Origin of the sequence: Umezawaea sp., assembly GCF_036375055.1 — a bacterium.
Lineage (GTDB): Bacteria > Actinomycetota > Actinomycetes > Mycobacteriales > Pseudonocardiaceae > Umezawaea.
In genome coordinates, this window is the sequence record NZ_DASUSQ010000072.1 from 96,509 (window position 1) to 111,688 (window position 15,180).

General features: G+C 72.5%; 15 protein-coding genes and 2 tRNA genes. 13 read left to right on the forward strand and 4 right to left on the reverse strand.

Going from position 1 to position 15,180, the window contains the following annotated elements:
• Positions 1–109: 109 nt before the first annotated feature.
• Positions 110–2,026, forward strand: coding sequence for a CARDB domain-containing protein (locus VFZ92_RS20095; protein WP_330877512.1), 1,917 nt, complete (start codon positions 110–112; stop codon positions 2,024–2,026).
• A 247-nt stretch (positions 2,027–2,273) separates the two neighbouring features.
• The gene (locus VFZ92_RS20100) at positions 2,274–3,014 is read left to right on the forward strand and encodes a sulfite exporter TauE/SafE family protein (protein WP_414719959.1); all 741 of its coding nucleotides are present in this window, start codon (positions 2,274–2,276) and stop codon (positions 3,012–3,014) included.
• On the opposite strand, the gene hisC is transcribed toward VFZ92_RS20100, so the two are convergent.
• The gene (hisC, locus tag VFZ92_RS20105) at positions 3,003–4,073 is read right to left on the reverse strand and encodes a histidinol-phosphate transaminase (protein WP_330877513.1); all 1,071 of its coding nucleotides are present in this window, start codon (positions 4,071–4,073) and stop codon (positions 3,003–3,005) included. The genes VFZ92_RS20100 and hisC overlap by 12 nt on opposite strands.
• A 136-nt stretch (positions 4,074–4,209) precedes the next feature.
• On the opposite strand from hisC, the gene VFZ92_RS20110 reads away from it, so the two are divergent.
• From VFZ92_RS20110 to VFZ92_RS20155, 10 genes are all read left to right on the forward strand, one after another.
• Complete coding sequence (locus VFZ92_RS20110) at positions 4,210–4,896, forward strand: dienelactone hydrolase family protein (RefSeq protein ID WP_330877514.1); 687 nt, start codon at positions 4,210–4,212, stop codon at positions 4,894–4,896.
• Between the two features lie 101 nt (positions 4,897–4,997).
• Positions 4,998–5,447: a hypothetical protein gene (locus VFZ92_RS20115; protein WP_330877515.1), complete on the forward strand. Its 450-nt coding sequence runs from the start codon at positions 4,998–5,000 to the stop codon at positions 5,445–5,447.
• Positions 5,447–6,679 carry a PPE domain-containing protein gene (locus VFZ92_RS20120; protein ID WP_330877516.1) on the forward strand — a complete coding sequence of 411 codons (1,233 nt, stop codon included), beginning with the start codon at positions 5,447–5,449 and terminating at the stop codon, positions 6,677–6,679. The genes VFZ92_RS20115 and VFZ92_RS20120 overlap by 1 nt, the downstream gene beginning before the upstream one ends.
• On the forward strand, positions 6,676–7,446 hold the full coding sequence (locus VFZ92_RS20125) for an ESX secretion-associated protein EspG (protein WP_330877517.1): 771 nt from the start codon (positions 6,676–6,678) through the stop codon (positions 7,444–7,446). Before VFZ92_RS20120 ends, VFZ92_RS20125 begins: the two co-directional genes overlap by 4 nt.
• A gap of 57 nt (positions 7,447–7,503) precedes the next feature.
• Positions 7,504–9,474, forward strand: a complete 1,971-nt coding sequence (locus tag VFZ92_RS20130) for an acetoacetate--CoA ligase (RefSeq protein WP_330877518.1) — start codon at positions 7,504–7,506, stop codon at positions 9,472–9,474.
• 193 nt (positions 9,475–9,667) lie between these two features.
• Positions 9,668–9,757: transfer RNA gene (locus VFZ92_RS20135), tRNA-Ser, on the forward strand.
• Between the two features lie 37 nt (positions 9,758–9,794).
• A tRNA-Arg gene (locus tag VFZ92_RS20140) sits at positions 9,795–9,867 on the forward strand.
• Positions 9,868–10,047: 180 nt separating this feature from the next.
• Positions 10,048–10,515, forward strand: a complete 468-nt coding sequence (locus VFZ92_RS20145; RefSeq protein ID WP_330877519.1) for a sigma factor-like helix-turn-helix DNA-binding protein — start codon at positions 10,048–10,050, stop codon at positions 10,513–10,515.
• Between the two features lie 101 nt (positions 10,516–10,616).
• Complete coding sequence (locus VFZ92_RS20150) at positions 10,617–11,066, forward strand: hypothetical protein (protein WP_330877520.1); 450 nt, start codon at positions 10,617–10,619, stop codon at positions 11,064–11,066.
• 58 nt (positions 11,067–11,124) lie between these two features.
• A complete protein-coding gene (locus tag VFZ92_RS20155) occupies positions 11,125–11,475 on the forward strand; it encodes a hypothetical protein (RefSeq protein ID WP_330877521.1) in 351 nt (116 codons plus the stop codon).
• Positions 11,476–11,499: 24 nt separating this feature from the next.
• Here VFZ92_RS20155 and VFZ92_RS20160 read toward each other — a convergent pair whose 3' ends face one another.
• A complete protein-coding gene (locus tag VFZ92_RS20160; RefSeq protein WP_330877522.1) occupies positions 11,500–12,393 on the reverse strand; it encodes an SGNH/GDSL hydrolase family protein in 894 nt (297 codons plus the stop codon).
• Between the two features lie 77 nt (positions 12,394–12,470).
• On the reverse strand, positions 12,471–13,283 hold the full coding sequence (locus VFZ92_RS20165; protein ID WP_330877523.1) for a serine hydrolase domain-containing protein: 813 nt from the start codon (positions 13,281–13,283) through the stop codon (positions 12,471–12,473).
• A gap of 23 nt (positions 13,284–13,306) precedes the next feature.
• On the opposite strand from VFZ92_RS20165, the gene VFZ92_RS20170 reads away from it, so the two are divergent.
• A complete protein-coding gene (locus VFZ92_RS20170) occupies positions 13,307–14,209 on the forward strand; it encodes a ribonuclease Z (protein WP_330877524.1) in 903 nt (300 codons plus the stop codon).
• Here VFZ92_RS20170 and VFZ92_RS20175 read toward each other — a convergent pair.
• Positions 14,196–15,083: an NAD-dependent epimerase/dehydratase family protein gene (locus tag VFZ92_RS20175; protein ID WP_330877525.1), complete on the reverse strand. Its 888-nt coding sequence runs from the start codon at positions 15,081–15,083 to the stop codon at positions 14,196–14,198. The genes VFZ92_RS20170 and VFZ92_RS20175 overlap by 14 nt on opposite strands.
• Positions 15,084–15,180 lie beyond the last annotated feature (97 nt).

Here is a 15,180-nt window from a genome sequence, read left to right on the forward strand (position 1 = left end):
GGCCGGTCGAGCCGCTAACGTGATCGGCGTTCGCCGACGTCGGACCACGTCCGGGGTCGACTGGTCCGAACGCACCAGCACTCGTCGGTTCCCGTGGGGGGAAGCAATCGTGTCCGTCAGATCGATGGTGTCGGCAGCCCTGGTGCTGCTGCTGGCCGGTACGTCCGCGGGCGTCGCGTCCGCCGAGCCCGCCGAGGGGCGGGCCGACCTCAGGGTGACGATCGCCTACGGCCAGGCCGAGTACCCGCCCGGCGCCGACCTCGCCGCGACGGTGACGGTCGAGAACACCGGCACCGCCACCGCGGAGGGCCTCACGTTCGAGTTCAAGGCGAACTACGAGGTGCCGCCCGAGGAGTACGCGAAGGTCCGGGACCTCAAGCGGCTCGAACCCGGTGGGAAGCACTCCGCCGTCGTGGTCGGCAGGCAGCGCAACACCAACGAGGTCACGGGCACCCTCTTCGCCAGGGTGGACGTCGAGGGCGTCGTCGACCCGACCCCCGCCGACAACGAGTTCACCGCGAAGACCGGCATCGGCCTGGCGCGGGGCGCGGTCAACGGGACCGTCTACGTCGACGCCAACCGCAACGGGAAGGCCGACGAGGGCGAGGGCAGGGCGGGCGTCGAGTTCCACAGCACCGGCGGTTCGCCCGCCGTGTCGCTGGACGCCGTGACCGACGCGCGGGGCCGGTTCTCCTTCCGCAACGTGCCGACCGGCACCCACCGGCTGCGCTTCGGCGGCGCCGACGGGTTCGTGGTGAAGCCGGGCAGCAGCGTGTTCACCGTCGAGTCGGGCGAGGAGACGCTGCTCGAACTGGGCGCCGTCCGCCCGGTGTCCGAGGCGCTGACCGCGAAGCTCGACTTCGACCGGGCCGGCTACGGCAGGTCCGACCGGGTCGGTGTCGACGTCACGCTCACCAACAGGGGCGCGGAGGCGTTGACCGGTGTCGTCGCCGTCTGCCGGTCCGACGAGGACCACCTGCTCCCCGGCACCGGCCCCGGTTGGGCCCCGCTCGCGCCCGGTGGCGGGGGCGTCCGGGTCGGCGCGGGTGAGACCGAGGTCGTCCGGGTCACCGACGTCGTGCCGGACGGCGCGTTCACCGGCGGCGAGGTCGCCGTCCGGTGCGCGTTCGGCGACAACGGCGAGTTCACCGACGGCTACGCCGAAGCGTCCGACCGGGCCGACGTCGTCGGTGCGGTCGGCGACGTCGGGGGCGAGGTCCGGCACGGCGACCAGCCGCTGGCGGGCGTCGCGCTCGTCGTGCTGCGGCCGGGGACGCGGGAACTGCTCGGCCGCGCCACCACGGGCGCCGACGGCCGGTGGGCCGTCGAGGACCTGCCGGTGGGCGAGGTGACCGTGGTCGTCATCGGCCCCTGGAAGGACGCCGTGACGGGCGGCATCGACCACCTCGTCCGGATCAGGGGCGACCGGGAGGCCGTCGTCGACATCTCCGTCGTCCCCGGTCCCCTCGTCGCGGACCCGGACGCCGACCCCGAACTGGCCGCGACCGTCGAGTTCACCGCGGACACCTTCGCGCCGGACGCCGACGCCACGCTCAAGATCACCCTGGTCAACACCTCCGACGCCCCGATGACCGTCGTCGCCCGGTGCGTCGACGGCGGCGACCTGCGCAACGACACCGACGCGTGGGGCGCGCTCGAACTCGACGGCCCCGGCCTCGACCTGGCGCCGGACGAGACGAGGACCGTCGACGTCACCACCCCCGTCCCGCAGGCCGCGCGCGACCGCGGCGAGGTGGTGGTCCGGTGCGCCTTCGGGCCGCGGGTGGGCACGGCGTTCGTCACCGCCGAGGACAGGGCCGCGGTCTCCGGCGTGGTCACCACCTCGCCGACGACCACGACCCCGCCGACGACCACCACGTCCGCCGAGAGCGGCGGTGGGACGCCGGACGAGAACCTCGCCCGCACGGGCGCAGGCGTCATCGGCACCACGCTGCTCGGCGGCCTCGTGCTGGTGCTCGGTCTCGGAGCGGTGCTCCTCGGCCGCCGCAGGGGGAAGGCCGACTGACGGGTGGGGTGGTGTCGCGCGGCGGCGCCACCCCTGCCATGTTTGCGGTGTGCCCGCTCGCGCCACGGACCCCGCCCCGACGCGGCCGACCACCACCCGGTCCCGGACCGGTGGTGCGCCGCACCGGTCGGAGTGGTGGACTGTCGCCCGTGCCACACATAGGACGTCTCGAAGACCCGGCGGTGCATAGTGCTGGTTTGACCGGACGACCTGGGGAGACGGCGTGACGTCGCTGGAGCCGCTCGAAATGCTCGCCGTGGTGATCGCGGGGGTGTTCGCGGGCGGGATCAACACCGTGGTCGGCTCGGGCACCCTCATCACGTTCCCGGTGCTGCTCGCGGTCGGCTACCCGCCGGTGGTCGCGAACGTCTCGAACAGCCTCGGCCTGGTGCCGGGGTCGCTGAGCGGCGCGTTCGGCTACCGCGAGGAGCTCAAGGGCCAGGCCGCGCGGGTCAAGCGCCTGCTGCCCGCGTCGATCCTGGGCGGGATCGTCGGCGCGATCCTGCTCGTGACGCTGCCGGAGAAGGCGTTCTCGGCGATCGTGCCCGTGCTGATCGTCATCGCGCTGGTGCTCGTCGTCGCGCAGCCGTGGCTGAACCGCAAGCTGGCCGAACGGACGGCGCAACGGCCCGCGGACGGCGGGCTGCTGCTGTGGTTCGGGGTGTTCGCCGGTGGCATCTACGGCGGCTACTTCGGTGCGGCGCAAGGGGTTCTGGTGATGGGCATGATGGGTGTGCTGATCACCGAGCACCTCCAGCGGCTCAACGCGCTGAAGAACGTGCTGACCGCGTTCGTGAACCTGGTCGCGGGCGTGCTGTTCATCTTCATCGCCGACATCGCGTGGACGGCCGTGCTGCTGCTCGCGCTCGGCTCGGTCGTCGGCGGCCAGATCGGCGCGAAGGTCGGCCGCAAGCTGCCGCCGACCGCCCTCCGCGCCGTCATCGTCGTCGTGGGACTCGTCGCGATCGCGAAACTGCTACTGGGCTGACCAGGCCTTCGCGGCGGCCAGGAACGCGTCGTTCTCGTCCGGCTCGCCGATCGTGACCCGCGCGCCGTCACCGGCGAACGCGCGCACGACGACCTTGTGCGCCAGGCAGTGGTCGTTGAACTCCAGCGTCCGCTCGCCCAGCGGCAGCCACACGAAGTTCGCCTGCGTCTCCGGCACCTCGAACCCGGCGTCGAGCAGCGCGCCCCGCACCCGGCCCCGTTCGGCGACGATCGCGCGGCACCGCTCCATCAGCTCGGCCTCGGCGTCGAGCGACGCGATGGCGGCGACCTGCGCGAGCGCGTTCACGGCGAACGGCACGTACACCTTGCGCAGCGCCTCCACGACCGGCTCGGACGCCACGGCGTAGCCGATCCGCAGCCCGGCGAGGCCGTAGGCCTTGGAGAACGTGCGCAGCACGGCCACGTTCGCCCGCCCCCGAGACCACTGCGCCTTGGCGAACTCGACGCCGTCCGGCACGTGCGGGTCGTCGACGAACTCCTTGTAGGCCTCGTCGAGCACGACCAGCACGTCGGCGGGGACCTCCTCGACGAAGGCCTCGAGCTGCTCGGCGCGCACGGCGGTGCCGGTCGGGTTGTTCGGGTTGCACACGAACACCAGACGGGTCCTCGGAGTGATCGCCGCGGCCATCGCGTCCAGGTCCAGCTCGTGCCCACCGGTCAGCGGCACGCGCACCTGCGCGGCGCCCACGACGTGCGTGAGCAGCGGGTAGGCCTCGAACGAGCGCCACGGGAACAGCACCTCGTCGCCGTCGGCGCAGGTGGCCTGGATGAGCTGCTGGCACAGGGTCACGGAACCGCTGCCGGTCGTGACCTGGCCCGCGGGCACGCCGAGCTTGTCGGCGAGCCGTTCGACGAGGTCGGTGCACCCGGTGTCCGGGTAGCGGTTCATCGCGGTCGCCGCCTCGGCGACCGCGCGCACGACGCTGGGCAGCGGACCGGCCGACACCTCGTTGCTGGCGAGCTTGATCGCACCCGGCACGGTCTTGCCGGGGACGTAGGACGGCAGCGCGTCCAGATCGGCGCGGGTTCGCACGGTCATCGGGAAGAACTCCTTCCGGCCAGCACCGGTGCGGGCCTGAGCTGGACGTTATCCCCTCGAACGCGGGGCGGGGGACACTGGTCCGTCTGGTTGGTCACGTTGACGCCCGTTCACCTCAGCGTGGAAGGGTAGGTCCATGACTCAGACCCGGACCGAGACGATCCCGCTCACCGACGGCCGTGACCTGAGGCTGACCGTCGCCGAGCCGGAGAACGCCGTTCGCGGCGGCTTGGTCGTCCTGCACGAGGCCCGCGGCGTGACGGACACCGTGCGCGGCCTCGTCGGCACCCTCGCCGACGAGGGCTGGCTCGTGGTCGCCCCCCACCTCTACCACGACGCGGACGAGGTGGCCGACGGCGACGTGTCGGACCAGGTCAGCAAGCTGTCCGGGGAAGCGGTGCTCGCGGACACCGACGTCGCCTTCGTGTGGCTCGGCGAGCAGGGCGTCCCGGCCGACCGGATGGGCGTGCTGGGCTTCGACCTCGGCGGCGCGGTCGCGATGGTCGTGGCGGGAAGCCGAACCATCGGCGCGGCCGTGACGATCGGCGGCGGCGGCATCCTCACCCCGCTGTCGGACGGCCTCCCGTCGCTGGTGGAGGTGGCCGAGGAGCTGACGTGCCCGTGGCTCGGCCTCTACGGCGACGAGGACGGCGAGATCGCGCTCGCCGACGTGGAGAAGCTGCGCGACGCGGCGGCCTCCGCCGAGGTCGCGACGGACGTCGTGCGGTTCGCGGACTCCAGCCACCGCTTCGACACCTCGCCCGCCGCCAGCGCGGAGGCGTGGCACCGCGCGCTGAACTGGTTCGACTCGCACCTGCGGTAAACCTCTTTCCGGCGGATTGGAACCGGAGGGCGGCACGGGTACATCTAAGGGAGGTGTCCGCGGCAGAGGCGCGGGCACCTGCTGGGCGAGGGGGATAGCCGATGACCGAGGACAACGCCGTGCCGCCGGTGGCGGCGGCGCCGCCGCCGCAACCGAACTTCACCACCGTCGCGCAGGCGGACCTGGTGTCCGCGCACAGCGCGGTCGCGGCCGTCGACCAGGCCGTGGACACCGGCAAGATCGCGCTGGACAAGGGATCGGCCGACGACCTCATCAAGGCCATCGCGGAGGCGCGCGACCGGGTCCAGGACCTCTACGACTCGGTCCGCGACCAGCTCGACATCCCGTTGCAGTTCGGCGACAACTGGGTCGGCCGCTCGATCAGCCGCCGGTTGCGCCAGGTCGCGGTGGGCGACCAGCAGTCGGCGGTGTTCGTGATCCGCGAGTTCATGGACGTGCTGGAGGACGTGGAGACGACCGTCCGGCAGGCGGCGAAGAACACCGATGACCACGACGAGGACATCGCGCACACGATGGGCGGTAAGGGCTGATGCCGGGCGACAAGCAGGACAAACCGCCGAACCCGTACCCGGAGCCGCGGCAGGGGGAGCCGTCGGAGCTGGGTGAGAAGGTCGACTGGATGACCTACTCGCACCAGGAGCTCTACGACATGGTGCACACGGGCGTCGACCTCACCAGCGCCGCGTCGGTCAAGGACGGCTGGACCACCCTCGGCACCACCCTCGCCGAGGTGAAGGACCAGCTCATCAGCGCGGTCTTCGCCTCGTCGAGCGGGTGGGAGGGCGAGTCCGCCGAGAAGGCCCGCGACGGCCTGCTCACCGTGGTGAAGTGGGCGGAGAACACCAGCGACCACGCCACCAACGTCGCCGAGTGCATCAACCTGGAGATCGAGCACGTGGTGACGGCGCGGGAGCAGATGCCGAAGCCCGCGCCCGCCCCCACGCCCGTGGCGCCGGTCGACCAGCTGGTCACACCGACCACGACCCCGGTGGCCCCGGTCAGCCGGATCGCCGTCGACGCGCTGACGCCCGTGGACCCGGCCGACCCCGGTCAGCTGACGACGCGGTCGCCGTTCACCGGCATCGACCAGGTCGGCGCGCCGGTCGTGGCCGAGACCGCGGCCGTCGACGCGGGCCACCGCGCGGCCGCCGACGTGATGGCCGCGTTCCAGCAGGGTTCGTTCGCGGTCGACCAGACCGTGCCCGCGTTCAGCGCGCCGGTGAACCCGGTGGCGGCGCCCGAGGTCCTGCCGGGCACCGGCGGCGCCCCCTCTCCGACGACCCGCGTCGACGGCTCGCCCGTCGTGGTCGCCAACCCGACGACCGGTGCTCCGGTGGCTGGCCGCACGGCGACGTCCAGCGGCAGCGGTCACCGCTCCGGCGGTGGCGGTGCCGGTGGAGGCGGCGGGTACGCCCCCGCGGCCCGCGGCGGCTACTCGGCGGGCGGCTACTCCGGTGCGGGCCAGTCCTCCGGCGGCGGTGGTGCGGGCGGCTCGTCCAGCCCGATCACCCCCGGCGGCTCCAGCGGCGTCATCGGCGGCACCGACTCCCGCGCCTCGTCGGCGCAGACCTCGACCTCCCAGGCCCCCAAGGTCGCGGGCGGCGCGGCCGTGCCGGGCGGCATGATGGGCGCGCCGATGGCCGCGGGTCCCCTGGCGGGCCGCGACGACGAGACGGGCCACCGCCGGGCCCGGTACCTCGAAGAGGACGACAACCTGTTCGGCGTCGACAAGAAGGCCGCGCCGCCGGTGATCGGCACGTGACTGGGGACCCCGTGGTCTTCCGGCTCGCCGCCCAGGAGTTCTTCACCCTGTGGCAGGCGGTGCACGGCGACCGCCAGCCCGTACCGGTGGGCGCCAAGCACTACGGCCGCACCGGAGCCGAGCGGGCCGAGCTGGCGGCGACGTGCTCGCGCACGCTGTCCGCCCGCGGCCTCGGCACGGTCCAGCGGCCCGACGGCGACCTGCACGCGCTGCTGCGCGGGCTGGTCGAGTTCGACGTCGGCCTGGAACTGGTCTTCTCCCGTCGCGGCGAGACGGCGCGCGGCCTGGCCACGGCGGGCTGGCACGGCGCGTTCGTCGCACGGGTCGGCGACCAGGTCCAGCTCGCCTCGTTCCGGCCGACCGCGCTGGCGTCGATCACCGTGTCCACCCTGCCCCCGGCGCCCGCGGGCGCGGGCCGTTCGGTGAACGTCCGCTGGGACGACTACCTGGCGGCGGGCCGGGCAGGCGAGCGCGACGGTGTGGAGGGCTTCCTGGAGGTCCTGCGGTACGCCGGGGTGCGCGAGCCGGAGGCGAACACGCTCGTGCGCGCCGTGACGACCCGCAGCGGCGGCGGTCAGGTCGCCCTGGTCGCCCGCGACCGCTCGGGGCGGGTCCACCCCACCGGCCGGACCCTCTCGTGGATGGACAGCCACGAGGGCCGGTACCTCGTGCGGCAGGACGGCGGCTGGTTCATCCTCGCCCCGGCCGATCCGGGCAGGCTCACGTCCGCGCTGGAGGACCTGGTGGCGGCCGACGGTCGCGTGTGACGAGGTGTGTGGGCGTCCGCTGTGGTTCTGAGCCGTCCGATCGGCTAGGAACGGGGTATGAGCGACACGAACGCCGAGGCCGAACTCCTGTGGCAGCCCGATCCCGACCAGGTCGCGGACACCCGCGTGGCCGCGTTCCGCGACTGGCTGCGGGCTGAGCGCGGACTCGACCTCGCGGACCACGCCGAGCTGTGGGCGTGGTCGACGACCGACCTGGAGGCGTTCTGGGGCGCGGTCGCCGACTTCTTCGACGTCGCCTTCCACACCCCGCCGACCCGCGTCCTGGGGTCGGAGTCGATGCCCGGCGCGCGGTGGTTCCCCGGCGCGACCCTGAACTACGCCGAGCACGCCCTGCGCCCCGGCCCCGGCCGCGCCGACGACGACCTCGCGGTGATCTTCCACCGCGAGGACGGCCTCACCGCGCAGCTCGACTTCGCCACCCTCCGCCGCCGCGTCGCCGCCGCCCGCGCCGGACTGCTGGCACTGGGCGTCACCAGGGGCGACCGCGTCGTGGCGCTCGTGCCCAACTCGCCGGAGGCGCTGATCGCGTTCCTCGCCGCCGCGAGCATCGGCGCCACCTGGTCGTCGTGCTCCCCGGACTTCGGCGCCCGCGCCGTCTCCGACCGCTTCACCCAGATCGAGCCGACCGTGCTGATCGCCGTCGACGGCTACCACTACAACGGCCGCACGTTCGACGTCCGCCCGACCGTGGACGAGTTGCGCGCGGAGATCGGCTCGCTGAAGGCCACGGTGCTCGTCGACTACGTCGGCGGCACGCTGCCCGGCACCGTCGACTGGGCCGCGCTGCTCGCCAAGCACGACGGAGCGCCCCTGGAGTTCGACCCGGTCCCGTTCGACCACCCGCTGTGGGTCCTGTACTCCTCGGGCACCACGGGGCTGCCCAAGGGCATCGTGCAGGGCCACGGCGGCATCGTCGTGGAGCACCTCAAGATGCTCGGCCTGCACGGCGACCTCGGGCCGGGCGACCGCTTCTTCTGGTTCACCACCACCGGCTGGATGATGTGGAACTACGTCATCGCGGGCCTCCTCGTCGGCACCACCGTCGTCCTCTTCGACGGCAGCCCGGCGCACCCCGACCTCAACGTCCTGTGGCACCTCGCCGAGCAGCACCGCGTGACCTACTTCGGCACGTCGGCCCCGTACATCCAGTCGTGCCTCAAGGAGGACCTGCGGCCCGCCGAGCGCTACGACCTCACGGCGCTGCGCGTGGTCGGCTCCACCGGCGCCCCGCTCACCCCGGAGGGCTTCCGCTGGATCGCCTCCGCGCTGGGCGACCACGTCCAGATCGCCAGCGTGTCCGGCGGCACCGACCTGTGCACCGCGTTCGTCTGCGCAGCCCCCGACCTGCCGGTGTGGCTGGGCGAACTGTCCTGCCGCGCCCTCGGCGCCGCTGTCACCGCCTACGACGACCAGGGCCGCGAGGTTGTGGACGAGGTGGGTGAACTGGTCATCACCAGGCCCATGCCGTCCATGCCCCTCTACTTCTGGGGCGACGAGGACGGCAGCCGCCTGCGCGAGGCGTACTTCGACGACTACCCCGGCACCTGGCGGCACGGCGACTGGATCCGCATCACGCCGAGGGGTTCGGCCGTCATCTACGGCCGCAGCGACTCCACCCTCAACCGCGGTGGCGTCCGCATGGGCACCAGCGAGTTCTACCGCGTCGTCGAGTCGCTGCCCGGCGTGGCCGACTCGCTGGTCATCGACACCTCCGGCGCGGCCGAGCCCGACGGCGAACTCCTGTGCTTCCTGGTGCTGGACGACGACACCCTCTCGCCGGAGCTGGAGAAGGCCCTCCGCACCGGCCTGCGCACCAACCTGTCACCGCGCCACGTCCCGGACAGGTTCATCGTCGTCAGCGAGGTCCCCCGCACCCTGAACGGCAAGAAGTGCGAGGTCCCGGTCAAGAAGATCCTCGCCGGAACCCCGCCGGAGCGAGCGGTCAGCCGCGACGCCCTGCGCAATCCGGACTCCCTCCAGCCATTCCTCGACCTCGTCCGGAAGTAGTGGGGGAGACGAAGATCACTAACGGTCTCGACATGTGCCGTTCACCCGCCGTCGCGGGTGGCGGGACTGTCGGTGGCCAACGCCCTGAGCTGCGCTTTCGCTGAATCCGACAGTCGGGCGGAGGTGTTGGAGGGGGCGTTTTGCTCCCCAGGCGAAGGTGTGTGTAATCTATGCGTCGTAGCCGAGGGCTCCGGGAGGCTTCGCCTAGTCTGGTCTATGGCGCCGCACTGCTAATGCGGTTTGGGTTTATCGCCCATCCCGGGTTCAAATCCCGGAGCCTCCGCAACACCCGGTTTCGGCCAGGTGACAACTGAATATACGCGCCCGTAGCTCAACGGATAGAGCATCTGACTACGGATCAGAAGGTTAGGGGTTCGAATCCCTTCGGGCGCACACGCTGATCAGGGCCCCTGTGGAGAATTTTCCGCGGGGGCCCTGATCGTTGTCGGCGACCAACCGCGAACCGATCGGTCCACGGCCTGGGAAGTTGCTCCCAACGGCGCGGCGAAATCTGCGTCACACCCGCCCCGTAACCGAGTCTCGTTCACGTCGGGACGGCGCGAGGAGGCGGGGATGGGGACCGACATGGACTCCAGACAGTGGTTAGCGGCGGGGCGGGTCGACTTAGGGGCACTCAGGCCGTTCGTGGTCCGGTACTGCCGGGCACGGGTGGGGCGGCGGGGGTCGTCGTTCTCGGTGGCCGACGCGGTGGCGCGGGAGGTGTGCGCGGACGTGGTCGAGACGTGGCCGGAGGTCCGCGGGCAGGGGCGGTCGTTCCTGTCGTTCGTGTACGGGACCGCGGTGCGGAGAGTCGCCGCGGTGCCCGGTGCCGGTTCGGGGGTGCCCGCGGCGGAACTGGTGGAACTGCTGCCGGCGCAGCAGCGGGAGATCCTGCTGCTGCGGGTCACGGTCGGGCTCTCGGCCGAGGAGACGGCGGACGCGATCGGGACGACACCCGGTGCGGTGCGGGTGGCCCAGCACCGGGCGTTGAACGAACTCCGGCGCCGGTTGAAGGGCAGGCCGGACCGGGAGAGGGTGTAGGAGTCCCCGAGTGGTGGACCACACCGTCGAACACCGAGGCGCGAACGTGAGAACGTTGTGGCGATCGGTGACATCGGCGGGGGTGTGGAGTGGCTCGTTCCGTGACGATCACCGGCGCTCGGGCCGTGGCGCACCTGTCGGTCGAGGACCTGGTCGAGGTGTTCGCGGCCTACGTGCTGCCGTTCGCGGTGCCGGAGGCCCACTTCTACGTCGGGGGCGCCGTCGGGGTGGACACGGCGGCGCTGGAGTGGTTGGCCGGGCAGACCGAGGCCGCGGTGACGGTGGTGGTGCCGCGGACCGTGCGGGACCAGCCCGACGCGGCCTCGGAGGCGATCGTGCGGTGGCACGGGGCCGGGCGGTTGGCCGAGCTGGTCGAGCTGGACATCGACGAGGTCGGGATCGACGCCTACCTGGCGCGCAACCGGTGGATGGTCGACAAGAGCGACCTGGTGATCGGGTTCCCGAGGTCCGGCGACCAGGGCAGCGGAACGGGCTACACGCTCGGGTACGCGGCCTCGCAGGGCAAGGCGCTGCTCGTCGTGCCGATCTAGCCGCGGCACCGGGGTGTTATTCCGCCCCGTTCGGCCTGGCTGGTGGGATCGTTCGGTCATGCGCAACGAGGAGATCATGCAGCGGGCCATCGGGGTGCTCACGCTGATGCACGGCGGGGACGGGGAGGCGGATGATCTGCGCCTTGCGCTGAAGCTGCTCCAGGAGGACGTGTTCAGCTACTCGGTGGCGGTGCCGGACAGCGCCACCGAGGACGTGGCGGAGTTCGTCCGGCTGGCCCTGGAGCAGGTGATGGCACGGGTGGCGGCGTTCACCGCCGGGCTGACGCTGGGGTTCCAGGCGGTCGCGCACGCGTACGAGGAGAAGTGCGAGGACGCGGACGTGGCGACCGTGCTCCAGCAGTTGGCGCTCCGGCTGGAGTCGCAGGGGGGCGGTGAACGGCCCGCCTAGGGAGGCGGGCCGTTCACCGAGCGCCTAGAGCTTGCGGGCCAGCAGTTCGGCGAAGGCCGCCTGGCCGGCCCTGCTCGGGTGCAGGACCGCGACGGGGCCCTCCTGGCCGGGGGCCAGCGCGTCCAGGCCGCGGTAGTACGGCGTGCCGCCCTGGCAGGCGGAGTGGCCCTCGAACTCGGCGCGCAGGGTGCCGTCGTCGGTGTAGGCGCTGGCGTAGACCGCGTTCACGCCGCGGGCGCGGGCGGCGCGGACGCCGTCGCGGACGGCCCGGTCGACGCCCTGGGAGACGGTCGCCCCCTCGGCGCGTTCCGGCAGGGTGAGGATGCCGTCGCCGCAGATCGGGTCCAGCGGCACGTCGGGCGCGTTGGGGCCGGGGGCGAAGGCGCGGCCGTAGCCGCCGAGGACGACGCGGGCGCGCGGGCTGCGCTGCTTGACGTCGACGAGCAGCGCGGTGAGCTTGGCCGACATCGCGGGCAGCTGGCCGAGGACGAGCTGGGCGCCCGCGCCGGTGCAGTCGGACTGGATGCACAGGCCTGCGTACTCGGCGAAGCCGACGTCGTTGCCGCCCACGGTGAGGAACACCAGATCGGTGGACTTGGACAGCGCGTCCAACTGGGGCGGCTGCTCCTTGAAGGTGGTGCTCAGATCAGCAATCGCGGCACCGCTGCACATCACGTTGGTGAAGTCCACCTGCTTTCCCCGTGAGCGAAGGTCGGCCACCACGACGGCCGCCGCGGAATTCGCGCTGCGGTAGCAGACGCCTTCCGTTCCCGGTTCGTAGTCGCCGGCCCCGGTACCTGCGGCGTAGGAGTCCCCCAAGGCCGCCACCTGCAAGGTTCTCGCTGTTCCGGCGTTGGCCGCCTGCGTGGACGCGAGCGCGAGAGCGCAGGCGAACAGCACTGTGCCGAGCTTTTTCATCGATCTCCCCATTCGCATCGAGCGGAACGGGCGGAGATTAGCACCGGACTTATTCATTCTTCGTCACGAGAAACCAATCAAGACAGTTCCGCCAACACCGAGTCGGTGAACGCGGGCCACGTCTCGATAGCCCATTTCCCGAACGCGCGATCGGCCAGCGCCACGCACGCCGCGCCCGCCACCGGGTCGACCCACAGGAACGTGCCGCTCTGCCCGAAGTGGCCGAACGTCGCGGGCGAGCTGGCCGAGCCCGTCCAGTGCGGCGACTTGCCGTCGCGGACCTCGAACCCGAGGCCCCAGTCGTTCTCGCGCTGGTTGCCGTAGCCGGGCAGCACGCCCGCGAGCCCTGGGAACACGACCGCGGTCGCCTCCCCGACGAGCGCGGCCGACACGAGCTTCGGCGCCTGGAGCTCGGCGGCGAACAGGGACAGGTCGGCCACCGTCGACACCGCCCCCGCGGCGGGGCTGCCGTCCAACGAGGTCGCCCCCATGCCGAGCGGCTGGAACACGGCCTCGGCCAGGTAGTCGCGGAACGCGAAGCCGGTGGCCTCCTCCACGGTCTCCGCCAGCACCTCGAACCCGGTGTTGGAGTAGATCCGGCGGGTGCCCGGCGACGCCTGCGCCGTGCGGCTGTCGAACGCGAGCCCGGACGCGTGGGCGATGAGGTGCCGCAGCGTCGAGCCCTCGGGGCCCGCGGGCTGGTCCCACTCGACCGCCCCCTCCTCCACGGCCACGAGGACGGCGTACGCCACGAGCGGCTTCGTCACGGACGCGAGCGGGAACGGCCGCTCGACCTCGCCGCGGCTGCCCGCGACGCGGCCGTCGGAGGTGACGACCGCCGTCGCCGCGTTGTCTACCGGCCACTCGGACACCGCGCGCAGGCTCTCCATGGCCCCAACGTTAACGTCGTGCCGTGTCGATCCGTGAGTTGATCGTGCTGGGCACCGCCAGCCAGGTCCCGACCCGTGCGCGCAACCACAACGGCTACCTGCTGCGCTGGGACGCCGAGGGCCTGCTGTTCGACCCCGGCGACGGCGCCCAGCGGCAGATGCTGATGGCCGGGGCCGCGGCGAGCGACATCACCCGGATCTGCGTCACGCACTTCCACGGCGACCACTGCCTCGGACTGCCCGGCATCGTGCAGCGGCTGTCGCTGGACAAGGTGACCCGCCCGGTGTTCGCGCACTACCCGGCGTCGGGGCAGCAGTTCTTCGACCGGCTGCGGCACGCCAGCTCGTTCTACGACGTCACGGACGTCCGCCAGGAGCCGGTGTCGGCCGAGGGGGTGATCGCGGAGGGCCCGTTCGGCACGGTCGAAGCCCGCAGGCTCGACCACTCGCTCGACACCTTCGGCTACCGGCTGGTCGAGCCGGACGGGCGGCGGATCCTGCCGGACCGGCTGAAGGAGCACGGGATCTCCGGACCCATGGTCCGAGAACTCCAGGAGAAGGGCGTGCTCGGCGGCGTCGCGCTGGAGCAGGTGAGCGAGCCCCGCCCCGGCCAGCGGTTCGCGTTCGTCATGGACACCCGGCTGTGCGACGGCGTGTACGCGCTCGCGGAGGGGGCCGACATGCTGGTGATCGAGTCGACGTACCTGCACGAGGACGAGCGGCACGCGGTCGACCACGGCCACCTCACCGCGCGGCAGGCCGCGACGGTCGCCGCCGAGTCCGGCGTGCGCAAGCTCGTGCTCACGCACTTCTCCCAGCGCTACCCGGACGCGTCGCGGTTCCACGCGGAGGCGGCCGAGGTGTTCGACGGGGAGATCGTCGTGGCCAGGGACCTGGAGCGGATCCCGGTGCCTAGGCGCGCCTGACCCACTGGTCGCGGACGAGGTCGTCGAGCGCGGACCGCTCCGGCTCCCAGCCGAGCACCCTCCGCAGCCTGCGCGTGTCCGCCCGCAGCTCGGCGACCTCCCCGTCGTTCGCCGGAGCGCGCACCAGCGGCACCGGACGGCCGGTGACCCGCTCGACGGAGGCGACGACGTCCCGCACGCTCGCCGCGGTCGCGCCCACGTTGAACACGTCGTGGGACCCGACCGCGGTCCGCTCCAGCGCCAGCGCGGCGGCGGTCGCGACGTCCTCCACGTGCACGAAGTCGCGCACCGCCGAGCCGTCGCCGAACACCGTCAGCGGGGTGCCGCCCGCCGCGGCGTCGACCGCGCGGGTGATCACGCGGGTGCCGTCGCGGTCGTCGCCGCCCGCGGCGTTGAACAGGCGCAGGGTGGTCGCGCCGATCCGGCCGGACCGGGCGGTCCACGCCACGGCGTCCTCCGCGGCGGCCTTGGAGGCGGCGTAGGGGTTGGCGGGCGCGCGCGGGCAGTCCTCGGGGATCGGCTGCGAGAGAGGGGCTCCGTAGACCGTCCCGGTGGAGACGAACACCACACGGGACCCCTCCGGCAGCGCGGACAGGAGGTTCACCGTGCCGCCCACGTTGACCTCGTAGTGGTGCAGCGGCCTCTCGAACGACTCCCGCACCCGCGCCACCGCCGCGAGGTGCACGACGGCGTCCACGCCGTCAGCCGCTCGCACCAGGGAGTCGCGGTCCCGCAGGTCAGCGCGGGCGGACTCGACCCCGGCCGGGACGTCGGCCTCGTGCGCCAGCGCCCGCACGGCGTGGCCCGCGGCGACCAGGCGGGCGACGACCGCGCCGCCGATGAACCCGGACGCGCCGGTGACCAGGACTCGCATGGCGCCCATTCCAGCAGCCTTCCCCGAACGGGTTTTTGGCCACCGGCCAAAATTGGGGCTAAAGGTATCGATCGGGTGGACCGATGTAACTCAAGTG